The sequence below is a fragment of the Streptomyces sp. BoleA5 genome (assembly GCF_000373665.1).
Taxonomy (GTDB): Bacteria; Actinomycetota; Actinomycetes; order Streptomycetales; family Streptomycetaceae; genus Actinacidiphila.
Window position 1 is genome coordinate 40,197 of record NZ_KB892110.1, and the last position, 21,960, is coordinate 62,156.

Below are 21,960 nucleotides of genomic sequence, written 5' to 3' on the forward strand. Positions count from 1 at the left end.
CGGAGGGCGACTACCGGCGGCCGGCGACGACGCGGCCGGCCAGGACGGCCTCCACGAAGGGCTCGGGCGGGGCGTAGCGGTGGGCCAGCACGTAGTGGACGACGAGGTCGGGCGCGATCAGCCAGGTGCCGGCGCCGCCCTCCACCCGTACCTCGCCGTGGCCCACGAGGATCCGCTCGCCGCCGCGGGACACGCTCACCGGGTTGAAGCGGCCGCCGCCGATCAGCCTGCGGCGGCACAGCATGCAGCCGTACCAGCCGTGGGTGATGGCGCACAGGTGGTCGCGGCACAGGGCGAAGAGGCGGTCGGCGAACTCGGCGGAGGGCTCGCCCTGCGGGAAGGGGTGGGCGGGGTCCAGCCAGCCGACCGCATGGGCGGAGACATCCGGAGGAATCGTTTCTGTGAAGTAGGCGTACGGACTCAGGTCCTCGTAGTACGGCATCGCAGCCTCTCCCGCCCACGGACCCCGCCCGCGCGCACCGTTCGATCAATCGCGGGCAAGCGTCCAGCAGTGGGGCCCGTAGGTCAATCACCCGTACGTGGCGGGAACCCGGCGGCGTGCCCCCGGCGGACGGGGAACCCACCCGAAGGGGACCGGCACAGGACACCAGTCCCGCGCGCGGCGCCCGTCAGCCGGCGACCGGCTGCTCGTCCTTCCCGTCCTCGACCGGGGGCGCCTCGGCCACGGGCTTCCGGCCGAGCCAGCCGGCCAGCAGCGCGTGCACGGCCTCCGCGCCGACCAGCCGTTCCAGCGGGTCAGGCCCGTCCAGGTCGAAGGGGTGCAGCAGGAAGGCGCGGCTCTGGTCGCCGCCCAGGCCGCCGTGCGAGCCCACCTGCTCCTCGAAGGCGTGCACGGCCCGGGTGACCGGGTCGTACGCGGAGTTGACCATGATGTCGGCGGCGTGCGGGAAGCGGGCGGTGCGCAGTACGGCGGCCGCCGCGCCCGGCCCGAACATCGCCAGCGGGTCGCGGCCGGTGACCCGGCCCGTCTCCAGCTCGTGCTCGCCGCCGTCCCCGCCCAGGACGAGCGGGCCGCGCTCCCGGTCCAGGACCAGCACGAAGCCGATGCCCGGGTGCTCGGCGAGCGTCCGCAGCAGGGCGGGGTGGCGGGCCTCGACGTCCTGCCGGTCCGCGCGCCCTGGGAGCTCCGGGAAGGAGATCAGCGCCAGGTTCCCCGAGGCCAGCACCACCGGTTCCGAGGACGGCCCGGCCGTCTCCTGCTCCTCGCCGGCGCGGCCCCCGTGCTCGGGCCGGTGCAGTGCCGCACGGGCCGCCGCGCGCGCCTCGGTGCCGCTGGCCGTGCCCCGGGCGCGGCGGCGCACCGGCAGCCCGCACCCCGCCCGCACCAGGTCCCTCAGGGTCAGGCCGTACGCGGTCTCGAAGGTCTCGCCCTGGCTCTGCCCGTGGTCGGAGAGCAGCACGATCCGGTAGCCCCGCGGCGCGTACCGGGAGGCGTCGGCGATCAGCCGGATGGCGCGGTCCAGGCGCCGCAGCACCCGCATCGCGTCCCGGCTGCGCGGCCCGGAATGGTGCGCGACCTCGTCGTACGCGACCAGGTCGGCGTAGACGGCGCCGCGTCCGGCGAGCATGTCGCCGACGACGGCGGCCACCGCCACGTCCCGCTCGACGACGGTGGCGAAGGCCCGCAGAAAGGGGTAGAGCCCGCCGCGCCGCACCCGCGGACGCTCGTGGCGCAGCCGTGCGGAGACGGACTCGGTGACCTCGCGGACGACCTCGGCGAAGAAGGACGCGGCGGTGCGCACGGCGTTGGCCGGGTCAGAGAAGTACGCGAAGTAGCCGGTCCGGGAGCGCGTGGCGCTGACCGGGGCCAGCACGGCCGTGGGATCGCCGCCCTCCGGGGCGCCGACCGCCCGGGACCGCAGCCGGGCCATCGCCAGCCGGTCCGCGGAGAAGCGCCGGCGGCGGGTCGACACGGACATCACCAGCGCCAGTTGCCCGGCGCCGCCGCTGAACAGGTTGCCCCGGCTCGCGCCGTCCGGCGCCAGCAGCCCGGCCCGCCCGGTGCGGGCGACCGCGCGGCGCTCCAGCTCGGCGGCGCAGGAAGGCCGGTTGCAGACCATGACCTGCCCGGTCTCCTTCTCGTACCAGCGGAAGGCCGGCACGTCCTCGTTGCTGCCGTGCAGGATGGCCAGCTGGCTGGCGCCGGTCTGGCTGCTCCAGTCGGTCGTCCACGGCACCAGGCGGTGGCTGCCGTCGAGCCACTCGGCGACGGTCTCCATCGCGGACGGGCGCAGACGCCCCTTGCGCGCGACCGGACGTACGGCCTCGCGCAGCACGTCGTGCCCGACGCCGTCCAGCTGGACGAAGACGAAGCCCGGCTCGCGCGTGCCGTCCGTGCCGTCCGCGTCCTCCGCGTCGTGTCCCGCGCCCCGGCGCCGGCCCGCCAGGCGCGCCAGACGGCGGCCGTACGCCGCGTCGTCGCGCATGGCGAGCGTCGTGCTCGTCGCGGACGAGGCCGCCGACATCACGGCGGCGATCACCACGGCCGTGGCCGGCGCGATGTCGCCCTGCCAGTCGGGGGTGAAGCGGAGCGCGAGCAGCAGCAGCGAGCCGTTGAGGAAGAACACCAGCAGGCCGAGCACCAGCGCGGGCACCAGCAGCACGGCCCGCACGAGCACCGGCCAGACCAGGGCGCTCAGCAGACCGAAGGCACCGGCGCCGGCCGCCGCCGTCACCGCGATGCGGGTGGGGCTGTCGCCGGTGGGCGACTGGATGCGGAAGTCGGGCAGGATCCCGGCGAGCACGGCCATCGTCGCCGTCGAGACCGCCCACACCACCAGCACGCGGACGATCGCGCCTCCGGCGGCCCGCCACCGACGCAGCACGCCCACCCTCTCCTCACGTCTCCTCTACGCCTGCCGCCGTCCGCCATGTCCGTCCGCGGCCCTGAACACGAATACCCCCAGACTGTCACAGTCTCCCCTGCGCTCCGCGGCGCACCGGGGGCACACGTCGGGCACGCCGGAGCATAGGCTCGGGGCGAGACGAGGAGGCACGAGTGGCGGTCGAGATCACCTGGTGGGGACACGCGACGGTGACCGTGCGGGACTCGGGGGTGCGGGTGCTCACCGATCCGCTGTTCGCCCCGCGCCTGGCCCACCTGCGCAGGCGGCGCGGCGCGGTACCGCCGCCGGGCGCCGCGCTGGCGGACGTCGCCGTCGTCTCCCACCTGCACGCCGACCACCTGCACACCGGCTCGCTGGCCCGGCTCTCCCGGGGTACCCGGGTACTGGTGCCGCGCGGTGCCCCCGCCGCCGTGCCCCGGCTGCGGCGGCTCGCCGCGGACCGGCGACTGGAGCTGACCGAGGTCGTCCCCGGTGACGAGGTGAAGGTGGACGCGCTGACGGTACGCGTGGTGAGCGCGGCACACGACGGACGGCGGCTGCCGTACGGGCCGCGCCGCTCCCCCGCGCTGGGCTACGTGCTGGTGGGCGAGGAACGGACGTACTTCGCCGGGGACACCGGGCTGTTCGACGAGATGGCGGACGAGGTCGGCCCCTGCGACGCCGCGCTGCTGCCGGTCGGCGGCTGGGGACCGTTCCTCGGCACCGGCCACCTCGACGCGGCGCGCGCCGCCCAGGCCCTGGAGCGGCTCGCCCCGCGCGCCGCCGTGCCCATCCACTACGGCACGTACTGGCCGATCGGCATGGACGCCGTCCGCCCGCACGAATTCCACTCCCCGGGCGAGGAGTTCGTCCGGCTCGCCGGGCGGCTGGCACCCGCGGTGGCGGTGCACCGGCTGGAGCACGGGCAGAGCATGCTGCTGGAGGCCGCGGGATGAGCGGACTCGCCCTGCTCGCGGAGCAGACGTCCTCCCAGTCCACCGGCCAGGCGGTCGGCTACCCCTCGCTCTTCCTGCTGGTCGTGCTCGGCTCACTCGTACCGGTCGTGCCCACCGGCGCGCTCGTCAGCAGCGCCGCCGTCGTCGCCTTCCACCAGACCGCCCCCTTCTCCCTGGCCCTGGTCTTCGTCATCGCCTCCTGCGCCGCCTTCCTCGGCGACATGGGCCTCTACTTGCTCGGCCACCGCGGCGTACGCTCGCGCAACGGCTCGCGCTGGATGCGGCGGTTGCAGGAGCGCGCCGACCCCGCGCACCTCGCCGACGCGCAACGCCGGCTCGACGAGCACGGCGTCACCGTCCTCGTCCTGTCCCGCCTCATACCCGCCGGCCGCATCCCGGTGATGGTCGCCTGCCTGCTCGCCGAGATGCCCGTCCGCCGCTTCGCGCGTGGCGACGTCCCGGCCTGCCTTGCCTGGGCGGCGGCCTACCAGCTCATCGGCATCCTCGGCGGCACCCTCTTCCCCGAACCGTGGCAGGGCGTCCTGCTCGCCGTCTCCCTCACCCTGGTCATCGCCTCCGCGCCGCAACTCCTGCGCCGCCTCCGCGGCTCCGCCGCCGGCCCCACCTCGCCCGACGACACCCCGGCGGAACACCCCGGCCACTGACCGCCCCCGGCGGGGCTTGCCGCGGGCCCGCTGCCGCGCCGGGTCCGCCGTCGGGTGCGGTCCGGACCTGCCCCCGGGGCGGCGCCGGCGCCGCAGTGACGGTCGCGGTATCCGGGCCGGACAGACGGTGCGACGCAGCCGCGTCCCGGGCCACGGCAGTCGCGCGCACGCGCAACCGGGCCGCGGACGACGTCGCCGCAGCGGACACGCACGCCCTGCCCGCCCTCACGGCGCCGTCAGGGCACTCGGCCCACGGCTGTCGCGCGCGAACGCAACCGGGCCGCCGGAGAGGGCGGACGGGCGCGGTCCCGCGGCCGTCGCCCCACCGGCTGCGGGCGCCCGGTGCGGTTCGTCCTCGGTTTCCGACGTCGACGGTTCGTGTCAGCCCCTCGTCGGTATCACCCCGGCCGTCCAGGGCGGTCGCCCTCGCCGGCGGACGGGGGCGGCGCTCAGGCGCCCCTTGCCAGGCCGGTGATCGCGGCCTCCAGGGCGGACAACGCCGCCGCTACGTGCGGCAGTCCGAGCGGTTCCCGGGCATCGAGGGCGGCACGGCGCATGGCGTCGTCGGTGCCGTGCAGGGGCCCGGTGTCGATGCGGACGTGGAGTGCGCAGGGGTCGTCGCCGAAGCGGTGGCCGCCTGGGAGCGGACGTCCGAGTCGGGTGGACAGCGCCGTCTCCAGGGTCGGGGCATCCGTGACGCCGGAGGCCGCCAGGGCGTGCCGCAGGGGGCCGAGGTCGGCGTAGAGGTGGAAACCCGCCTCGGGCGGGCGGCTCAGGGCGCCGGCCCGGGTGACCGCCCGGTGGGCGGCGGCGCCGAGGGCGGCGTGCAGACGGCTCGCGGCGGCGAGGTGGGCCCGGACCTCGTCGCCCTCGGCGAGCGCGAGGGCGGCCGCGGCGGCCACCGGCTCCGGGAGCACCGCGCGGAGCCCTGCGCAGTGGTCCGCCACGGCGGCCCGCAGACGCGCGCCCTCCGCGGTGGCCGGGAAACGGGCGAGGGCCACGGGCCAGGACGGCGGCACCAGGGCCGCGCACAGGTCGGTGACGACGACGGTCCGGCCCGGCAGCGTCTCGGCGGGGGTGAGCAGCACGGTCTCGTGCGGGCGGTGCACGGTGTCGGCGTACGTCTCGTCGGAGACCAGGAGGAGCCCGCACTGCTCGGCCGCCTCGCACACCTCGTGCAGCAGTTCCGGGGGCGTCACCGTCCCGCTGGGGTCGTCGGCGGCCGCCATGAGCAGGACCCTCGGGTCGGCGCCCTCCGCGCGGGCCCGGCGCACCGCTTCCAGCAGGGCGAAGGGGTCGGGGGCGCCGCCGCCGACCGCGGGGGTCTGCACCGTCGTGATGCGGCGGCCGAGGGTCCGCACCAGCGGCGCCTGCCAGGCGGCGGCGGGCCGGGCGAGCACGACGTCGCCGTCCACCGCCGCGAGCAGCGCCAGCAGCAGGGGCTCCGCGCCCGGCGCGGCGACGGTACCGGAGGCGGCCGTGGCGAGCCCGCGGCGTTGCCAGTAGCCCGCCGCGGCCGTACGCACCGCCTCGCCGCCGCCGGGCGGCTCCGGTGCCGCTCCGCCCGGCATCCCGGCCGAGAGGCGCTCCGCCCAGTACCGCGGCACCGGCAACCCGGGGTCGGGCCGCTCCCCGCCGCGCGCGAGGCGCCCGGCCGGGGCCGGCGGTGACGTCCGCTGCATCCGTGCCTCCGGTGCGATCGGGTGACCGGCGGGATCGGTGGCCTGGCCCGCGGGCCAGGCCCCGCCGCCACCCTCGCACGCGCTCCGCACCCCCGCCGCCGGGGCGCGCGCATTTCCTCTGCGTGCCGCCGGGAATCCAGGGCAACCGGAATCCAGGAGGTGGTCCCATGGTCCCGCTGCTACTCGTTCTGCTGCTGGCCCTCGTCCTTTTCGGCGCGGGTTTCGCCGTCAAGATCCTCTGGTGGGTCGCCCTGGTCGTGCTGGTGCTGTGGCTGCTCGGATTCGTGGCACGGAGCGGTTCCGGCGGCTCGCGCTGGTACCGGTGGTAGTGCGGGGAACCGCGAGCGGAACGCGGGGCGAGCGGCGGTCCTCGGGCGGCCGCGCGCCCCGCACACGCGGGTGTCCGCCGCCCGGTCCGCCAGTCCGGGTCGGCCTAGTGCTGGGCCTGGACCGGCATCCGCAGCGTCCGGGCCCTCGCCCCGGCCCGGGTACGGCCGGAGGAGACCATCCGCTGGGGATGGCGGCGCAGGTACTCACCCTCCAGGGCCGCCATCCGCGAGTTGTGGGCGTCGAGGGCCGCGCCGGAGCCGTAGAGCAGCGTCTCGTGGCGGGTCCGGTGGACCGACTCCAGTTCCTGCACCAGTTGTCGTTCGTCCAGGTCTGCGGGGTCGACCCCGCCGGGGTAGCGACTCATGGGGCGCGCACCTTCCTTTCGCCTCCGGTCACCTCGCCCGTTTGGTACCCCGGGTGCGGGGATTCATCCGCTTCTGCGGGCATTCGACAGGCATCGGACCCGTGGTCCGGGTAGACGATGGAGAGACCTGACCCCTGAGGAAAGGAGCCACCGTGCAACGAGGAAGCGACCGTCTGAGCGTCCACCGTGACGACGAGATGAAGCACGAGCTGCGCGAGATGCTGCGCTCCGGGCACTCGACCCGGGTCGAGGAGTGGCACGACCCCGAGCCCGCCGCCGACGACGACCCCGAGGTCGGCACGGGACCGGCCTGGGCCGGTGCCCCCGAGGGCACGGCGGTGCGGTTCGAGCTCGCCCGGCACCTGACGCGGCAGCCGTTCCCCGCGCGGCGCGGCGACCTGCTGCGCGCCCTGCGCGCCCGGCACGCGCCGGACCCCCTGACCGACCTGGTGGACGGGCTCCCCGGCGACAACCGGCGGTACGCCAACGTCCAGGAAGTCGTACGGACCCTGGGCATGCGCCCGGAGGCCTGACGAACGGCACGACCGCGACGCCGGCCGCGGGACCGGGTGACCGGCCCCGCGCGCCGTACGACCGCCCCTGGGCCACGGCCCCGGACCGCACCGCCCGCAACGCCCGGGAATCGATCGATCATGGAGGTAGTCGTTGTGCGCCGGATCCTGAGCGCATGGGACAAGAAGCTGTTCCTGAACGTGGCGAGCCGCTCGTGGCCGGCCGCCGAGCCGGTGCTGCCCCGGCTGAGCCGGGCCGCCAACCACGGACTGCTCTGGTTCGGGATCGCCGCCGGCATCGCGGCCGTCGGCGGCCGCACCGGCCGCCGCGCCGCCCTGCGCGGCGCAGGGTCGCTGGCGGTGGCGTCGGCGGTGGTCAACACCATCGGCAAGGGCGCGGTGCGCCGCAACCGTCCCGTCCTCGACTCCGTGCCCGTGATGCGCCGTCTGTCGCGGCAGCCCGGCACGACGTCCTTCCCGTCCGGCCACGCCGCGTCCGCCGCCGCGTTCGCCGCGGGCGTCGCCCTGGAGTCGCCCCGCTGGGGGGCCGCGGTGCTGCCGGTCGCCTGGTCGGTGGCGTTCTCCCGGATCTACACCGGCGTGCACTACCCCAGCGACGTCGCCGCCGGGATGGCCCTCGGCGCGGGCGCGGCCCTGGCCGTACGCGGCCTCGTGCCGACCGGAAGGCAGCTGGCGGTGCCCCCGACCCCCCGGGCCGACGCACCGGCCCTGCCGGACGGCCGCGGACTGTTCGCGGTGGTCAACGAGGTCTCCGGCCCGCCGCCGCTGCTCGGCCCGCCGGCCGAACGGCTGCGCGGCGCGCTGCCGGAGGCCGTGGTCGAGGAGTGCTCCGAGGACGACGACCTCGCCGAGATGCTGGAGAAGGCCGCCCGGCAGGCGGCGGAGGCCGGCGGCGCGCTCGGCATCCACGGCGGGGACGGCAGCGTCAGCCTGGCCGCGTCGGTCGCGCTGCGGCACGGCGTGCCGCTGCTCGTCTCCCCCGGCGGCACGTACAACCACTTCGCGCTCGACCTGTCGATCGAGAGCATCGACGACGCCGCGCGGGCCGTCCGCGAGGGCACCGCGATCGCGGTCGACGTCGCACGGGTCTCCCCGACCGGCGACGCCGCGGGCGAGGAGGCCGGGTCCGCGGAGTCCACGGTCTTCCTCAACACCTTCAGCATCGGCGTCTACCCCGACCTCGTCCGCTACCGCGAACGCTGGTCGCGGCGCGTGGGCAGTTGGCCCGCGGGGGTGCTGGCCGCGCTGCACGTGCTGCGCACCTCCGCCCCGATCGACCTGGAGATCAACGGGCGGCGGCACTCGGTGTGGATGCTGTTCGCCGGCAACGGCGCCTACCGCAGCATCGGCCCGGCGCCGCTGCGGCGCCGCGCCCTGTCCGACGGGCAACTCGACGTCCGCATCGTCCCCGGCAGCCCGTACGCCCGCACCCGCCTGCTCGCGGCCGCCCTCACCGGCTCGACGACGGCGCTGCTGCGGCGGCTGCGGATCGGTGGCGTGGACCCCGGCATCCGCCTGGCCTTCGACGGCGAGGTGGCGCCCGCGCCGCGCGAGCTGGTCATCGACAAGGCCAACGAGGCCCTGACCGTCTACCGGCCGCTCTGAGCCGGACACACGAAGCGGGCCGCGCTCCCCAGGGGCGCGGCCCGCTTCGCGGGTGGGGGCGGGCGGACCGTCGTCAGCCCGACAGTCCCGCCAGCGCCCGGACGCCCTCGCCCTTGATGGTGAGGGTGTCCGGCGACCCGGCGTCTATCGCGAGCGTGAGGTCGTCCGACGGCCAGCCGCTGCTGAGCGCCGCGAGGGGCAGGATGCGGTAACCCCGCGCGTTGGGCAGGGCGTGCGCCAGGCGAACCTCCGAGGTGAAGACCGGGACCAGCTTCGTCCCGTCCTCCTGCTCGAAGACCGGCAGGCTGATCGTCTCCTCCTGCGCCCCGTCCCCCGCGGGCTCCTCCGGCGGCGCCGGCACCGGCAGCAGGATGTCGCTGGCCGCCAGGGTGCTGAGCGCGGCCGCGTTGTCACCACCGGTGGCGATCTCGTGCAGGGCTCGCTGCGCCGGGGGCTGCGCACCGTTCGGAGTGGTGAATTCGGTCATGGCCGTTCCCTTTCCGTTGCTTGCGTACGGGGTGGCTCGGGGGCTGCGCGTACCCAGCGAGGGAACGGTCATGCGCGTTCGCCGGACGTCACTCGTACTCGGTGCCGCCCTTGCGGGTGAGGTAGGCCTCGCTGACCGCCTTGAGGACGGCGCGCCCGCCCAGCTCGGGGCTGTGCCGGTCCGGTACCGCCCGGACCACGACGCCCTCACGCAGGTGAAGTCCGCGGCCGGAGACGGTCTCCGCGCCCCGCGCGAGGTCCAGGACGGCGCCGAGGTCGAACGGGCCCTCGTACAGCGCGGGCACCAGTGGCACGCTCCCGGCCGGGAGCGCCTCGGCGGGGTCGAGCCAGCGCACGGCCCCGTCGACCTCGGCGGCGACGTCGAACGCCGCGTAGCCGGGCGTGCCGCGGCCCGCGTCGGCGCCGTAGCCGAGGTCCTGGACACCGGCGCCGTAGACCTCTCCGAAGATCGCCACCCGGGTGGCGCCGAGCCGGCCGGCGAGGGCCGCGGCGACGTCGGGCAGGCCGTGGCCGCGGACCGCGCGCCAGTAGAGGTTGCCGTCGGCCTCCTTCAGCGCGAGGCGCTGGGCGCCCAGCCCCTTGGAGGTGACCAGCACGCGTCCGGAGTCGGCGAGGTAGGTCAGGCAGCAGGCCGTCCCGTGGAGCTTCTCGGTGATCGCGACCGGCTCGCCTGCGGTGAAGACACCGGGGTGGCGCTTGACGTTCTCGATGTCGATCCACGGCAGCAGGTCCGGCGCCGACTCCACGTCGCCGCTCATCGACACCGGGACCGGCGGCACCCACTTGGTGATGCCGAGCAGTTCCGCGAAGTCGGTGCCGTCCCCGGCGGCCCGTGCCAGGTCCGTTCCGTCGAGTGCGGCCGGGAGGCAGACGACGCCCTGGGACAGCTCGCCGCGCAGCCGGACCGCCTTGACGCGGTCGGCGGCGGGGCCGGCGAGCCGTCCGGTCAGGCCGAGTTCGGCGATCAGCGCGGCGGGCAGCACGGACTGCTCGGGGATGTACAGCGCGAAGTCGCCCGTCCGGTAGGCACCCTTGGCCACGACCGCCCGGTAGAGGCCGACCTGGGCGAGTTCCAGGGCGTCCGCGTTCGGGTGGTCGTGGACGGTGAGCCGTTCGGCCGTGACGCGCAGCGTCGACATCGGGTTCCCCCTCGTGGTGGTGCGTGGATCGCACCACTGTGCGGGGTGCCGCCCGCCGCGGGCGAACGGTTTTTCAGGGCTCCGGGGCCATGCGGAAGTCGTACCCCCCGGGCAGGGGTTCGTCGGTGAGGGCGCGCCATGTGGTGTGCAGCGACTCCTCGCCCTCCCGCAGGTCGTCGACGGTGAAACCCTCCTCGAAGACGGCCCGCGCGCCCGCGGTGTCCCCGGCGGCCAGCAGGACCTGGGCGTGCAGCAGCCGAAAGCGCCCTCGGGCGCGGGTCGTTGCGGGCAGGGCGTCGAGGACGGCGGCGGCGTCGCCGGGACGGCGGGCGGCCAGGAGCGCCGGCACGGCCTCGCGTGCCAGGGCCGCCGCGGCGGTGGCCCATGCCTCGCCTCCGGGGACGGCCCGGAAGGCGTCGAGGTAGCGCTGCGCGGCGCGTTCGGGGTTGCCGTCGCTCTGGTCGGCGACGGCGAGGCAGCGCAGCGGAAGGCACGAACCCGATCCCGCGGCGGCCCGCTCCCAGCTGCGGACGGCCTGCGCGCGGTCGCCCGCGTGCCACTGGGCGAGGCCCAGATGGTAGTCCAGGGCCCACGCGTTGCCCTCGTACGTGCCCGCGGTCTCCAGGAGTTCCCGCCACTCCGGGGAGACGAGCACCGGGCCGGGGACGGTGTCCTCGCCGAGTCTCGGGAAGACCCCGGCGAGCAGGAGTTCCAGCCACGGCTTCTGCCGCTCGCCCAGGGTGTCGGGCGCGAAGGGCGTGCCGGGCAGGTCGAACCGGCCGCGGGTGACCTCCAGCGCGCCCCAGCCGGAGCCGGTCGAAAGGACGTCCTTGGGTTCGGCGTCGGCGGCCGGCAGCCACGCCTCGTGGGCGGCGCGCAGGTGCTCGCGCGGCAGGACCGCCTCCAGGCGTTCCGCCACGGCGCACGAATCCGCGCCGGGGGCGGCCTCCAGCGGGCCGTACGCCTCCAGCCAGCTCACGGCGGCACCCGCGGCCAGGGGGAGGTGTTCGAGCTGGGTGGGGGCGAGTCCGGCCTGGATCTCCAGGTAGCCGGGGCCGTCGCCCTCGTCCCCGGCGAGCCAGCGCTGCCAGCGGCGTCCGCCGGAACCCTGTCCCCAGACGAAGAGCTTGCGGCCGCGCAGGGCGTCGGTGGAGGTCTGCACGAGGCCGCGGCCGTCGGCGTCGAGGGCCGCGATCCAGGGGCGGGTGCCGTCGGGCAGGTCGTAGAACCAGTCGGCCGGGTGCTCGGAGGCGGTGGGCGCCTCGGGGACGGGCACCCGCCGGAGGGTGCGCGACGCGCCGAAGTGCCAGGCGTGGGTGGCGGGTGCGACGACGCGGGTGCCAGGTGCCTGGGGTACGGCGGTGTTGGACCACCAGTAGAGGGGAACGGTCCGGTGGTGAGGATTGCGGACGCGTACCCCCGCGTAGAGGAAGTCGGAGCCCTCGGGAAGCCACAGGTCGATCTGGAAGGGCAGGTCGCGCAGCCGCTCCCACTCCCAGAGGCGGAGCATCTCCCCGCCGCCGGGAGCCGGGACCCGGGCGGCGTGGAGCGGGGCGCAGCTGAGCGCGGTGTGTCCGGTGGCGCCCGGGTTCCATTCGACGCCGCCGGAGAACCAGGCACCGGCGAGGCCGAAGTCGGCGTACTGCAGGACGGGGTCGGCGTGCAGCAGTTCGCGGCCCGAGGGCTTGTGGTGCAGCGCGTACAGGCGGCCGCCGAGCCCCGGCAGGACCGTGGCGCGCAACCGGTCGTTCTCCAGGACGACCGCGTCCAGTGCGGTGGGCACGCGTTCTCGGGTGTAGCCGTCGAGACGCGGTACGGGGAGCAGGGTGCGCAGCCGCCCGTAGCCGATGCGCCGGGCCATGCCGGGCGGCAGCGCGGCGCTCTCGGCCGGGTCGAGGAGGTGCGGGTCCCCGGGCGCCCTGAGCGCGGGCAGGGGGTTCTCCGGGCCGAGCGGGCTGGCCGGGAGGGTGAGGGTGGTGCGTCGCACGGTGGTGGCCAAGAGGTCCCTCTCTCTGTCACCGCTGGTCGGGTGAGGACATGGAACCTCGTATCGGCCCGCGCCGTCAGGGGTTTGGGCCTCCTGGACCGGGCCGTGTGCGGACTTCAATATGTGGTGAACGTAGTTTTGGCCTTCTTTTGCCGTCGGACGGGTCCGGGAGGGTTTGCCGATCATGCTGTCCACGCTCTGGAGCCCGCCGAACGGAACGCCCTCGCGCGCGCCCCGCGTCCCGCGCCCGGCGCCCGTCGAGCGCGCGCGCAGTCCGCGGCTCGCGGCGCTGGCCGCCCGCCCCGGGCGCGAGGCGGAGTTCTGGCGGACCGTGGAGGCCGAGGGGACACCCCTGGTGGAACCCCTGGACGGCGACCCCGGGCACGCCGCGGTCACCTTCCTCTGGCGCGGCACGGCCGCGACGCGCGCCGTGCTGGCCCTGCCCAACCAGGTGCTCGACCCTGACGACCTGGCCGGCAACCTGATGTCGCGCGTGCCGGGCACGGACGTGTGGCACTGGACGATAAGGATGCGCGCCGACTGGCGCGCCACGTACGCGCTGTGCGTGGACGAGGGCGAGGGCGCCGCCGCGGCTCCCATCGGGCCCAAGGGGCAGGCGTACCTGCGCGGACTGCGCCGCCACCCGCGCCGCGACCCCTTCAACCGGGCCGTCTTCCCGACCCGTTGGGGTACCGAACCGCTCTCGGTCGTCGCCCTCCCCGCGGCCCCGGCGCCACTCGGCGCGTGGCGGGACCGGCCGGGGGCGCCCGCGGGCGAGGTCTCCGTCCACACCATGCGCAGCGCCCACCTGCGCAACTGGCGCCGGGTGTGGGCCTATGCGCCGACCGGCTACGAGGACCTGGCCGGGCTGCCGGTGCTGGTGCTGCTCGACGGGGACGTGTGGCAGCAGCATCTCGACGTCTCGTCGCTGCTCGACGGGCTCGTGGCGGCCGGTGCGCTGCCGCCGCTGGTCGCGCTGATGCCGGACGCCCTGGACAGCGACACCCGGCGCCGCGAACTCACCTGCGACGACCGCTTCGTGGCCTTCCTGACCCGCGAACTGCTGCCCTGGGCGGCCCGCCGGTGGCCGGTCAGCGGCGACCCGGCGCGCACGGTCGTCGCCGGCCAGGGCCTCGGCGGACTGGCCGCGGCGTACGCCGCGCTGCGGCGGCCCGAGCGCTTCGGGAACGTGCTCGCTCAGTCCGGCGCCTTCTGGTGGCCGGCCGGGCACCGCGCCGAGGCGCTGCCCGAGGAGTGGCTGACCGGGCGCGTGGCGTCCCTCGCCCGAAGACCGGTCCGCTTCCACCTGTCGGCGGGCCTGCAGGAGTGGGGTCTGACGGCCGCGGTCCGCCGGCTGCGGGACGCCCTGCTGGCCCAGGGCTACGAAGTGGCGCACCACGAGTACAACGGCGGCCACGACTACCTGTGCTGGCGCGAGGAACTCGCCCACGGGCTCGTCTCCCTGCTGCGCGGCCCCTTCCCGGGCACTCTCCGTGGCCCTCGCGTGTCGGCCCCGGCCGACACGGAACCGGTCTGACGCGGCGGCGCCGGGGCTCGTGGTGACCGCGGTCAGGCCGCGCGCCGCCGACCCGGCGCGCGGCCGTAGGTGGTCGCCGCGTATTGCGGTGGTGCTGCCTTCCGGAGTCGGTCGTACGCCGGTTCGGCGCGGCACGGCACCGCCCTCCACGCCCTGTCGGCTCGCGGTGTCGCCGGAGCCGCCGCCCGTCCAGCCCCCGCGCCGCCGTGGCACGGCGCACGAGGCCGCCGGGAAGACGGCCGACGGGGTGGCGGTGCTCGAAATGCGCTTGCCGGGCGGGGGCGGGGCGTCCAGACTGCCCGGATGCTGATTCGACGTGAGACCCCCGACGACGTCCCCGCAGTGCAGGCGCTCACCGGGGAGGCGTTCGCCTCGGCGGACCGTCCCGTTCCCGTCGAGGTCACGCTGCTGGCCGAGCTGCGGAGGAGCGACGCCTGGCTGCCGGAGCTGTCCCTGGTCGCCGTGGACTCCGACGGGGAGAGCGTCATCGGCCACGTGGTCTGCACGCGGGCGCACGCCGGAGGCACGCCCGTGGTGGGCCTCGGCCCGCTGAGCGTCGCGCCGGAGCACCAGCGCAAGGGCGTCGGACTGGCCCTGGTGCACACCGCTCTGGGCGCCGCGGACGCCCTCGGGGAACCCCTGGTGGCGCTGCTGGGCAGCCCGGACTACTACGGCCGGTACGGCTTCAGGGCGAGCACGGACTACCGGATCACGCCGCCCGACCCGGCCTGGGGGCCGTACTTCCAGGTGCGCACGCTGTCCGGCTACACCCCGTCGCTGAGCGGGGCGTTCCGCTACGCGGAGCCCTTCGACCGGGTCTGAGCGCACCGCGGCAGCCACGCGGGCACGGCCCGGCGGTACGCCTCGTACTCCTCGCCGTGCGCGGCGCGCAGCGTCGGCTCCTCGTACCAGCGGACGAACGCGGCGACGGTCAGCCACACGGCGGCGGCGTAGAGGAGCAGGACGGGCCGCAGGAGCAGCAGTCCCTGCCCGGCCACGAGCGCCACGACGGCCAGGTACATGGGGTTGCGGACCCGGGCGTACGCGCCACCGGTGACGAGGCGTTCGGTGGGGGCGACGGGTGCGGGCGTGCCGCGCCCCTCGCGTACGAAGCGGGCGAAGCCGTGCAGGAGCACCGCCGCCCCGGCCAGGGCGAGCAGGCCGCCGGCCGCCCGCACCGGCCAGGGGCCGTCGCCGGAGGCGTAGCGGGTGAGCCACCAGGGCACGAGTCCCGCCACGACGCCGGGTGCCGCGAGGAGGAAGACCGCGCTGCCGAGCGCGGCCGTGGACCGTCTCATGCCTTCATGGTGCCCGCCGGCGGGCGTCCCGGATACGTCGTGGCGGCGCGAATCTGCCCGTAGACGTGGGCCCGCAGTTCCGCGAAGCGGGGGTCGGAGCGGGTGATGATCTGGTCGCGGTCGTGCGGCAGGTCGACGTGCAGGTCCTCCTGGACGACGGTGGGCGCGGCGGACAGGACGACGACCCGGCGCGCGAGGTAGACGGCCTCGTCGATGTCGTGGGTGACGAGCATCGTGGTGATGCCGAGACGGTGCCAGAGTCCGAGGAGGAGGTCCTCGAGGTCGGCACGGGTCTGCGCGTCCACCGCGGCGAACGGCTCGTCCATGAGCAGGACCTGGGGCTCGTATGCGACGGCGCGGGCGATGGCGACCCGCTGCTGCATGCCGCCGGACAACTGCCAGGGGTGGGCGGAGCCCGCGTCGTCCAGACCGACGGCGGCGAGCGCCTGCTGGACGAGGGCGGTGCGGCGCGGGCCCGGCACCCGCTTCTCACGGAGCGGGAGTTCGACGTTCTGGCTGACCGTGAGCCACGGGAAGAGGCTGCGGCCGTACTCCTGGAACACCACCGCCATGCCGGGCGGCGGCCCGTCGACGACGCGCCCGGCGAGCCTGACCTGTCCCGCGGTGGGTGCGAGGAGGCCGGCGACGCACTTGAGCAGGGTGGTCTTGCCGCAGCCCGACGGGCCGACGACGCAGACGAGTTCGCCGCGCTCGACAGTGAGGTCGATGCCGCGCAGCGCCTCGACGACGCGGCCGCGGCCCTCGTACACCTTGCGCAGTCCGGTGATCTCAAGCATGTGTCTCCCGTTGGTGCCAGTGCAGGACCCGGCGCTCCAGGGCGCGGAAGGCGAGCGAGAGCAGGAAGCCGACCAGGCCGAGCAGCACGATGCCGCTCCACATCTCCGGGATCTGGAACTGCCGCTGGAACAGCACGACGGTGTGGCCGATGCCCGAGGTGCTGGCGAACATCTCCGCGATGACCATGAGGATGATGGCGATGGACAGCGCCTGCCGGAGACCGGCCATGATCTGCGGGCTCGCGGCGGGCAGGACGAGGCGCCGCAGCCGGGCGGGGCCGCGCAGTCCGTAGACCCGCGCGGTGTCGGAGAGCACCTCGTCCACGGCGCGCACGCCCTCGATGGTGTTGAGCAGCACGGGCCAGATCGCGCCCGAGACGATGACGAGGACCTTCATGGCGGTGTCGAGCCCGGCGACGAGCATGATCAGCGGCACGAGCACGGGCGGCGGGATCGCTCGGAAGAACTCCAGGGCGGGTTCGGTGGCGGCGCGCAGCCGGGCCGAGAGGCCGATGGCGGTGCCGAGGGCGACGCCGAGCAGTGCGGCGAGCACGTACCCGGCGAGGAGCCGCAGGAGGCTGGGCAGCACGTCGTCGCCGAGGCGGGCGGTGAGCCACACGTCGCCGAAGACAACGGCGATCCGCTGCGGCGAGGGCACGTAGAAGCTGGGCCGCCACACACTCCACGCCCACCAGCCGAGGACGAGGAGGACGGGCAGCCCCAGCACCCGCAGGGCGCCGCGCACAAGACGCACGGCACGGCTCATGCGGCGGCCTCCCCGCGGACGGAGGGGTGCCAGGCCAATAGCCACCGCTCCAGGCGGCGTACGGCGAGGTTGACGAGGACCCCGATGATCCCGGCGAGGGTGATCAGGGCGTAGACGGTGGCCACGGCGCCGCCGGACTGGGCGAGCTGGATGCGCAGCCCGAGTCCGGGGCTGCCGATGACCAGTTCGGCGGTGACGGCGAGGATGAACGCGACGGAGGCGGCGAGCCGGAGTCCGGTCATGACGTACGGGAGCGCGGTGGGCCAGACGAGCCGGCGCAGCGTCGTCCAGTGGCCGAGGCGGTAGGAGCGGGCGGTCTCGCGGGCGACGGGGTCCACGTCGGCCACGCCGTACAGCACCTGGATGAGCACCTGCCAGAAGGCGGCGTAGACGACCAGCAGGAGGCTGGAGCCGAGGTCGGCGCCGAAGAGGAGGGTGGCGAGCGGGATGAGCGCCACGGAGGGGATGGGCCGGAGGAACTCGACGGTGGAGGCGGTGGCGGCGCGGGCGCCCGGGACGGCGTCGATGAGGGTGCCGAGCGCGACCGCGAGGACGAACGCGATGGCCAGGCCCAGGGCCCAGGCGCTCATGGTGTCGCCGAGCGCCGACCAGAGTTGGCGGGTCCTCAGTTCACGGCCGAGGGTGAGCAGGATCTCGCTCGCCGGGGGCAGGAAGTCCCGGGAGACCCAGCCGAACCGCGGGACGGCCTCGGCGACGCAGAACAGCACCGCAAGGCCGGCCGCTCCGTACGCGGCGTCGCGTCCTTTCATGGCAGGAGGGCCGCCACGTCGGCGTCCTTGGTGAGTGTGCCGTCCTGGCGGGCGTCGTCGGCGACGGTCTGCACGGACTCCCGGTTGATCTCCGTCGGCCACGTGGGCAGCTTGATCTTCGCGATCGCCTCGGCGGGGATCGAGGTGTACGACTTGAGGATCTCGCGCACGGCGTCCGGGTGGGCGTCGGCGTAGGCGAGGGCCTCGTTCATGGCGGCGGTGAAGTCCTTCACCAGCTCCGGGTCCTTCCGGAGCGTGGACTGCGTGGTGAAGTACATGGCCACGGTGAGGTCCGGTGCGGCGTCGGCGTAGGGCCAGGCGACGGCGCGGGCACCCTGGCCGGTGGCCTGGGTGACGAAGGGCTCGACCTCCCAGACCGCGTCGACCCGCCCCTTGGCGAGGGCGGCCGGCATGTCGGGGAACGGCATCTCGACGAACTCCACCTTGGAGGCGTCGCCGCCGTCCTTGCGCACGGCGGCGCGCACGGTCGTGTCGCCGATGTTCTTCAGCTGGTTGACCGCGACGGTCCTGCCCGCGAGGTCCTTCGCGGACGTGACCGGGCTGCCTGCCGGGACGAGTACGGCGCTGTAGTCGGTGTCCCGCTCGCCGGTGGAGGCGACGCCGTTGGCGACGACCTTGAGCGGCAGCCCCTGCTGCCGGGCCGTGAGCAGGGAGGTGGTGTTGGCGAAGCCGAAGGCGAACTGGCCGCCCATGACGCCGGTGATGCTGGCGGCGCCGCCCTGCACCGAGGTGATCTTCGCGTCGATGCCGTGCTTCTTGAAGAAGCCCTGGCTCTGGGCGAGGTACACGGGAGCGGTGTCGACGATGGCGATGGCGCCGATCGTGACGCTTCGCGTTCCTCCGCCGGAACCGGACGAGGCGCCCTTGCCGGCGGGCCGGGAGGAGTCGCCGCAGGCGGTGACCCCGGCGGCCAGGAGCGCTGCCGCCGTCAGGAGCAGGGGGAAGGTGCGACGCATGGGCACTCCCTGTTCTGATCAGTTCCGTTCGCACAGTGAACTGTCGTTCATTGGGTGGCGCGCCAAGTGACGGTAGGGGCGTCGCGCGACGCCGTCAACGGATCGCACAACGGCTCGTCGATGACAGTGGTGTCGCGAACGGGAGAGCAGGGGCGCAGGAGGCACAAGAGGCGAAATCAAGTGAAGAAAATAATTGTTTGGCATGATTTACCCCTAGTCGTCCGGTCCCGTGCTGAGTAGATTGGAATGTGGCCTACGGGGCGAGCGAGGGAGTTCGGTAGCACTGGTTGCGGAGCGGAAGCAGCGGCTTCCACCGGAACCGGGTTCAACGGCCGGGCTGAGAGGCTCGAAGGTCGGGAAGAGGTTTTGAGACCGGAGAGCGACCCCTAGCACCTGATCCGGACCATGCCGGCGAAGGGAGTCCCACCTCGTAGGTCGTCGAACCGCAGGACAGCAGGGCCCGCGCGGCGAGCGCGGGCCCTGCTGCGCCGCTGCGGCCGGTGCCGCGGCGGCGCCTCAGCCCCTCGGCGCTGCTTGACCCCTTGGCCGCTCGGCCCGGACGCTGGGATGATCCTCCGGCGCGGAGGACGCGGAGGACGCGGAGGACGCGGAGGACGCGGAGGACGCGGCTACGCCGGCGTGGCGGGGGACGGTGGGGGACGGTGGGGGACATGGACGACCGCACACTGGTGAGCGCGCTCAACGCACTGACGGCGCGGTGGGCCCGCGAGACCCTGACCGGTGGTGGCGCGGGGGAGACGGTCTTCTCCGCCGCGGGAGTCTGGCCGCTGCTGGCCCTGCTCGCCGCGGGCGCCTCCGGCCCCGCCCGCGGCGAACTGGAGCAGGCCGTCGCGATGGACGCCGCGACGGCTGCCGGCGCCTCGGGACGGCTGCTCGCCCGGCTGGACGCCATGGACGGCGTCGACACCGCCGTCGGCCTGTGGACCCGCGCCTCCCTGCCGCTCGTACCCGGCTGGCTCTCGCTGCTCCCGGCGGGCGCCCACGGGCACTTCACGGGCGACACCGAGACCGACCGCGGGACGTTGGACGCCTGGGCGGCGGACCGCACCCACGGCATGGTCCCCAGGATGCCGGTCGCCGTCGACCGGAACACCCTCCTGCTGCTCGCCAACGCGCTGGCCCTGCGCACCGACTGGGCCGAGCCCTTCCAGGACCACCACACCGGGACGCTCTGCCGCAGTTCGCGCCATCTGGACATGGCCGGGGTCGCGTCCACCCCCTTCGGCCCGCTGACCATGGCGAAGGTGAACGGCACCAACGGGATCGAGGTCCACCTGCTGCGCGGCCCCGGCCACGTCGCCCCCGGCGAGGTGCTCGCCGCCGGGGTGGCCGCCCTCGACGGGACGTACCAGGTGCTGCCCGGCAACCTGCTGCCGTACGGGCGGCCCGGGCCGGGGGTCGTGGTCGAGGACGTCACGAGCTTCGACCCGGCGCCCGCGCTCGACCTGACCACGGTGCCGTTCACCGTGGGCGCCGAGCACGATCTCCTCGACCGCGCCGAGTTGTTCGGGCTGGCGGCCGCCCGGGACGCCGGCGCCGGCCACTTCCCCGGCATCAGCGCGCGGCCCCTGGCCGTCGGCGCGGCGAAGCAGGCGGCCACGGCGACCTTCAGCGCGAAGGGCTTCCGGGCAGCCGCCGTCACCGCGGTCTCCCTGATCGTCGGCAGCGCTCCCGGGCAGGCCCGGCAAGCCAGGCGGGTGCGCGTGGAGTTCCTGCGCCCGTTCGGCTTCCTCGCCGTCCACCGGCTCTTCCCCGCGGTCCTCGTGGCGGGGTGGGTGAACCCCTGACCTCACCGGCCGGCGGTCACAGGGCGCTTCCCGCCCGCCAGTCCGCCCAACCGGCGTTCCAGGCGCCGTAGCCGTTGTTGACCTGCACGGTGTCGGTGGAGTTGACGACGGTCACCGGGTCGCCCGGAGACACGTGGTCGTAGAACCACTTGGCGTCGGACGTGCTCAGTCCTATGCAGCCGTGGCTGCCGTTGACGCGGCCGAACTTGCCCTCGTTCCAGGGCGCGGCGTGGGCGAAGGTGCCCGATGTGGTGAGCCGGACGTCCCACTTCACGTCCTTCAGGTTGTATGCCTCGGGTCCGAAGATGCGCACGGTGCGGGAGTTCATGGTGATGCTGGGCGTCTTCTCCAGGACGACCATCGTCCCGTTCCACGTCTCGAAACCGGGCTTGCCCGTGGAGACGGGGATGGTGCGCAGGACCTCGCCGCCCCTGCGCAGGGTGAGGGTCTTGCGAACGGTGTCGACCGTCGTGACGACCGACTCCCCTATCCGGAAGCGGACAACCCGGTTCTGCGTGCCGTAGAGGCCGCCGCCCGCGTCGACCCCGTCGAGGTCCATGCGGAGCGTGACGTCGGTTCCGGGCTTCCAGTAGGAGCGCGGACGGAAGTCGACGCGGTCGCGGCCGCTCCAGTCCTTCATCCAGCTCCAGGCGCCCTCGACGGCCGGACTCGCGGTGACGCCCAGCTTGCGCTCGACGGCCGCCCGGTCGCGTATCGGCTTGTTGAAGACGATCGACACCGGCATCCCGACGCCGACCGTGGTGCCCTTGTCGGGGTGGTACTCCCCCACGAAGGTGCGCTTCGGTTCGGCGGTGGTGAAGGTGGTGTGCTCCGTCAGCCGCTTGCCGTCGGAGGCGGTGGCGCGGACGAGGACGTCGTAGGTCACGCCGGGGGCCAGCCGGCCCGCCGAGGTCCAGCTGTCCTTGGAGGACGCGAGCGTGCCGCGCAACGGCCCCGGGCCGGGGGCGGTGACGCGTACGGATTCGATCCGCGCGGCGGTGGTCCGCACGGTCACCTTGCGGTCGACGGGCACGGCCCGCCCGCCGGAGGCCGGGGCGACGGCGATCGCGGGCTGCGGCTCCGCGGCGTGGGGCCCTCCGCCGCCGGAGCCGCTGCAGGCCGGCAGCGTCGCGACGACGGCCAAGGCGCACGTCGCGGCGCCGGCGCGCAGGGTCGTCCTGCGGTTCCGGATCCGGTCGTCGGTCATGTGACGGCTCTCCTCCCCTGTCGAGTCGTACCTCTGCTCCTGCCCGGTCCCGCGGCGGCCACCACATCCCGGCGGCCGCAACTGCGCGGAGCGGACGACTCCGTGGCGTCACCGTTCCGTACCAGGGGTGTACGCACGGAACCCGGAAGGGCGGCGGCCTCGTGTTCCGCGGCAGCACAGCAGCCG

At 75.0% G+C, this 21,960-nt stretch carries 21 protein-coding genes; 8 read left to right on the forward strand and 13 right to left on the reverse strand.

What is annotated here, in order from left to right; all coding sequences use genetic code 11:
• Nucleotides 1–10: 10 nt before the first annotated feature.
• Both B085_RS0123070 and B085_RS0123075 read right to left on the reverse strand, forming a co-directional pair.
• Nucleotides 11–442 carry a hypothetical protein gene (locus B085_RS0123070; protein WP_018560963.1) on the reverse strand — a complete coding sequence of 144 codons (432 nt, stop codon included), beginning with the start codon at nucleotides 440–442 and terminating at the stop codon, nucleotides 11–13.
• A gap of 187 nt (nucleotides 443–629) precedes the next feature.
• Nucleotides 630–2,852 carry a phage holin family protein gene (locus B085_RS0123075; protein WP_018560964.1) on the reverse strand — a complete coding sequence of 741 codons (2,223 nt, stop codon included), beginning with the start codon at nucleotides 2,850–2,852 and terminating at the stop codon, nucleotides 630–632.
• A gap of 167 nt (nucleotides 2,853–3,019) precedes the next feature.
• Between B085_RS0123075 and B085_RS0123080 the strand changes: the two genes are divergently transcribed.
• Together B085_RS0123080 and B085_RS0123085 are read left to right on the forward strand one after the other, a co-directional pair.
• Nucleotides 3,020–3,802 carry an MBL fold metallo-hydrolase gene (locus B085_RS0123080; protein ID WP_018560965.1) on the forward strand — a complete coding sequence of 261 codons (783 nt, stop codon included), beginning with the start codon at nucleotides 3,020–3,022 and terminating at the stop codon, nucleotides 3,800–3,802.
• The gene (locus B085_RS0123085; RefSeq protein WP_018560966.1) at nucleotides 3,799–4,467 is read left to right on the forward strand and encodes a DedA family protein; all 669 of its coding nucleotides are present in this window, start codon (nucleotides 3,799–3,801) and stop codon (nucleotides 4,465–4,467) included. The genes B085_RS0123080 and B085_RS0123085 overlap by 4 nt, the downstream gene beginning before the upstream one ends.
• Nucleotides 4,468–4,916: 449 nt before the next feature.
• Here B085_RS0123085 and B085_RS0123090 read toward each other — a convergent pair whose 3' ends face one another.
• A complete protein-coding gene (locus tag B085_RS0123090) occupies nucleotides 4,917–6,149 on the reverse strand; it encodes an aminotransferase class I/II-fold pyridoxal phosphate-dependent enzyme (RefSeq protein ID WP_026251340.1) in 1,233 nt (410 codons plus the stop codon).
• A 167-nt stretch (nucleotides 6,150–6,316) separates the two neighbouring features.
• On the opposite strand from B085_RS0123090, the gene B085_RS0123095 reads away from it, so the two are divergent.
• Complete coding sequence (locus B085_RS0123095; RefSeq protein WP_018560968.1) at nucleotides 6,317–6,478, forward strand: hypothetical protein; 162 nt, start codon at nucleotides 6,317–6,319, stop codon at nucleotides 6,476–6,478.
• Between the two features lie 104 nt (nucleotides 6,479–6,582).
• Here the strand turns inward: B085_RS0123095 and B085_RS0123100 are convergent, their stop codons facing one another.
• Nucleotides 6,583–6,843 (reverse strand): DUF6158 family protein, encoded by a 261-nt coding sequence (locus B085_RS0123100; protein ID WP_018560969.1) that lies wholly within the window; start codon nucleotides 6,841–6,843, stop codon nucleotides 6,583–6,585.
• Between the two features lie 152 nt (nucleotides 6,844–6,995).
• Here B085_RS0123100 and B085_RS0123105 point away from each other — a divergent pair, with 152 nt between their 5' ends.
• Nucleotides 6,996–7,376, forward strand: coding sequence for a DUF2795 domain-containing protein (locus tag B085_RS0123105; RefSeq protein ID WP_026251341.1), 381 nt, complete (start codon nucleotides 6,996–6,998; stop codon nucleotides 7,374–7,376).
• 120 nt (nucleotides 7,377–7,496) lie between these two features.
• Nucleotides 7,497–8,981 carry a phosphatase PAP2 family protein gene (locus tag B085_RS0123110; protein ID WP_037732295.1) on the forward strand — a complete coding sequence of 495 codons (1,485 nt, stop codon included), beginning with the start codon at nucleotides 7,497–7,499 and terminating at the stop codon, nucleotides 8,979–8,981.
• Between the two features lie 73 nt (nucleotides 8,982–9,054).
• Here the strand turns inward: B085_RS0123110 and B085_RS0123115 are convergent, their stop codons facing one another.
• The 3 genes from B085_RS0123115 to B085_RS0123125 all read right to left on the reverse strand — a co-directional run bounded on the left by B085_RS0123115 (nucleotide 9,055) and on the right by B085_RS0123125 (nucleotide 12,626).
• Nucleotides 9,055–9,468 carry an SseB family protein gene (locus B085_RS0123115; RefSeq protein ID WP_018560972.1) on the reverse strand — a complete coding sequence of 138 codons (414 nt, stop codon included), beginning with the start codon at nucleotides 9,466–9,468 and terminating at the stop codon, nucleotides 9,055–9,057.
• Between the two features lie 88 nt (nucleotides 9,469–9,556).
• Complete coding sequence (locus B085_RS0123120) at nucleotides 9,557–10,627, reverse strand: RNA ligase (ATP) (RefSeq protein WP_018560973.1); 1,071 nt, start codon at nucleotides 10,625–10,627, stop codon at nucleotides 9,557–9,559.
• A 73-nt stretch (nucleotides 10,628–10,700) separates the two neighbouring features.
• Nucleotides 10,701–12,626: a DUF5107 domain-containing protein gene (locus B085_RS0123125; RefSeq protein WP_018560974.1), complete on the reverse strand. Its 1,926-nt coding sequence runs from the start codon at nucleotides 12,624–12,626 to the stop codon at nucleotides 10,701–10,703.
• 172 nt (nucleotides 12,627–12,798) lie between these two features.
• Here B085_RS0123125 and fes point away from each other — a divergent pair, with 172 nt between their 5' ends.
• Together fes and B085_RS0123135 are read left to right on the forward strand one after the other, a co-directional pair.
• Nucleotides 12,799–14,151, forward strand: coding sequence for an enterochelin esterase (gene fes, locus B085_RS0123130; protein ID WP_037732309.1), 1,353 nt, complete (start codon nucleotides 12,799–12,801; stop codon nucleotides 14,149–14,151).
• A 303-nt stretch (nucleotides 14,152–14,454) separates the two neighbouring features.
• Entirely contained in the window at nucleotides 14,455–14,973 is a 519-nt protein-coding gene (locus B085_RS0123135; RefSeq protein ID WP_026251342.1) for a GNAT family N-acetyltransferase, read from the forward strand.
• Here the strand turns inward: B085_RS0123135 and B085_RS0123140 are convergent.
• The 5 genes from B085_RS0123140 to B085_RS0123160 are packed head-to-tail and all read right to left on the reverse strand — an operon-like array spanning nucleotide 14,946 to nucleotide 18,759.
• Nucleotides 14,946–15,449, reverse strand: a complete 504-nt coding sequence (locus tag B085_RS0123140; protein WP_018560977.1) for a methyltransferase family protein — start codon at nucleotides 15,447–15,449, stop codon at nucleotides 14,946–14,948. The two genes, B085_RS0123135 and B085_RS0123140, sit on opposite strands and share 28 nt — an antisense overlap.
• Nucleotides 15,446–16,246, reverse strand: coding sequence for an ABC transporter ATP-binding protein (locus B085_RS0123145; protein WP_018560978.1), 801 nt, complete (start codon nucleotides 16,244–16,246; stop codon nucleotides 15,446–15,448). Before B085_RS0123145 ends, B085_RS0123140 begins: the two co-directional genes overlap by 4 nt.
• Nucleotides 16,239–17,012: an ABC transporter permease gene (locus tag B085_RS0123150; RefSeq protein ID WP_051102144.1), complete on the reverse strand. Its 774-nt coding sequence runs from the start codon at nucleotides 17,010–17,012 to the stop codon at nucleotides 16,239–16,241. Before B085_RS0123150 ends, B085_RS0123145 begins: the two co-directional genes overlap by 8 nt.
• Nucleotides 17,009–17,782 (reverse strand): ABC transporter permease, encoded by a 774-nt coding sequence (locus B085_RS0123155; RefSeq protein WP_018560980.1) that lies wholly within the window; start codon nucleotides 17,780–17,782, stop codon nucleotides 17,009–17,011. The genes B085_RS0123150 and B085_RS0123155 overlap by 4 nt, the downstream gene beginning before the upstream one ends.
• Entirely contained in the window at nucleotides 17,779–18,759 is a 981-nt protein-coding gene (locus B085_RS0123160; RefSeq protein WP_018560981.1) for an ABC transporter substrate-binding protein, read from the reverse strand. The genes B085_RS0123155 and B085_RS0123160 overlap by 4 nt, the downstream gene beginning before the upstream one ends.
• Nucleotides 18,760–19,430: 671 nt before the next feature.
• Between B085_RS0123160 and B085_RS0123165 the strand changes: the two genes are divergently transcribed.
• Nucleotides 19,431–20,567, forward strand: coding sequence for a serpin family protein (locus B085_RS0123165; protein ID WP_018560982.1), 1,137 nt, complete (start codon nucleotides 19,431–19,433; stop codon nucleotides 20,565–20,567).
• Nucleotides 20,568–20,583: 16 nt separating this feature from the next.
• On the opposite strand, the gene B085_RS0123170 is transcribed toward B085_RS0123165, so the two are convergent.
• A complete protein-coding gene (locus tag B085_RS0123170) occupies nucleotides 20,584–21,774 on the reverse strand; it encodes a L,D-transpeptidase (RefSeq protein ID WP_018560983.1) in 1,191 nt (396 codons plus the stop codon).
• Nucleotides 21,775–21,960: the final 186 nt, after the last annotated feature.

What these genes read in the sequence shown, in the direction of transcription:
- B085_RS0123070 (WP_018560963.1), bottom strand. Translation starts at nt 442, where the DNA reads ATGCCGTACTACGAGGACCTGAGTCCGTACGCCTACTTCACAGAAACG.
- B085_RS0123085 (WP_018560966.1), top strand. Translation starts at nt 3,799, where the DNA reads ATGAGCGGACTCGCCCTGCTCGCGGAGCAGACGTCCTCCCAGTCCACC.
- B085_RS0123090 (WP_026251340.1), bottom strand. Translation starts at nt 6,149, where the DNA reads ATGCAGCGGACGTCACCGCCGGCCCCGGCCGGGCGCCTCGCGCGCGGC.
- B085_RS0123095 (WP_018560968.1), top strand. Translation starts at nt 6,317, where the DNA reads ATGGTCCCGCTGCTACTCGTTCTGCTGCTGGCCCTCGTCCTTTTCGGC.
- B085_RS0123100 (WP_018560969.1), bottom strand. Translation starts at nt 6,843, where the DNA reads ATGAGTCGCTACCCCGGCGGGGTCGACCCCGCAGACCTGGACGAACGA.
- B085_RS0123110 (WP_037732295.1), top strand. Translation starts at nt 7,497, where the DNA reads ATGGAGGTAGTCGTTGTGCGCCGGATCCTGAGCGCATGGGACAAGAAG.
- B085_RS0123115 (WP_018560972.1), bottom strand. Translation starts at nt 9,468, where the DNA reads ATGACCGAATTCACCACTCCGAACGGTGCGCAGCCCCCGGCGCAGCGA.
- B085_RS0123120 (WP_018560973.1), bottom strand. Translation starts at nt 10,627, where the DNA reads ATGTCGACGCTGCGCGTCACGGCCGAACGGCTCACCGTCCACGACCAC.
- fes (WP_037732309.1), top strand. Translation starts at nt 12,799, where the DNA reads ATGCTGTCCACGCTCTGGAGCCCGCCGAACGGAACGCCCTCGCGCGCG.
- B085_RS0123135 (WP_026251342.1), top strand. Translation starts at nt 14,455, where the DNA reads ATGCTGATTCGACGTGAGACCCCCGACGACGTCCCCGCAGTGCAGGCG.
- B085_RS0123140 (WP_018560977.1), bottom strand. Translation starts at nt 15,449, where the DNA reads ATGAGACGGTCCACGGCCGCGCTCGGCAGCGCGGTCTTCCTCCTCGCG.
- B085_RS0123145 (WP_018560978.1), bottom strand. Translation starts at nt 16,246, where the DNA reads ATGCTTGAGATCACCGGACTGCGCAAGGTGTACGAGGGCCGCGGCCGC.
- B085_RS0123150 (WP_051102144.1), bottom strand. Translation starts at nt 17,012, where the DNA reads ATGAGCCGTGCCGTGCGTCTTGTGCGCGGCGCCCTGCGGGTGCTGGGG.
- B085_RS0123155 (WP_018560980.1), bottom strand. Translation starts at nt 17,782, where the DNA reads ATGAAAGGACGCGACGCCGCGTACGGAGCGGCCGGCCTTGCGGTGCTG.
- B085_RS0123160 (WP_018560981.1), bottom strand. Translation starts at nt 18,759, where the DNA reads ATGCGTCGCACCTTCCCCCTGCTCCTGACGGCGGCAGCGCTCCTGGCC.
- B085_RS0123165 (WP_018560982.1), top strand. Translation starts at nt 19,431, where the DNA reads ATGGACGACCGCACACTGGTGAGCGCGCTCAACGCACTGACGGCGCGG.
- B085_RS0123170 (WP_018560983.1), bottom strand. Translation starts at nt 21,774, where the DNA reads ATGACCGACGACCGGATCCGGAACCGCAGGACGACCCTGCGCGCCGGC.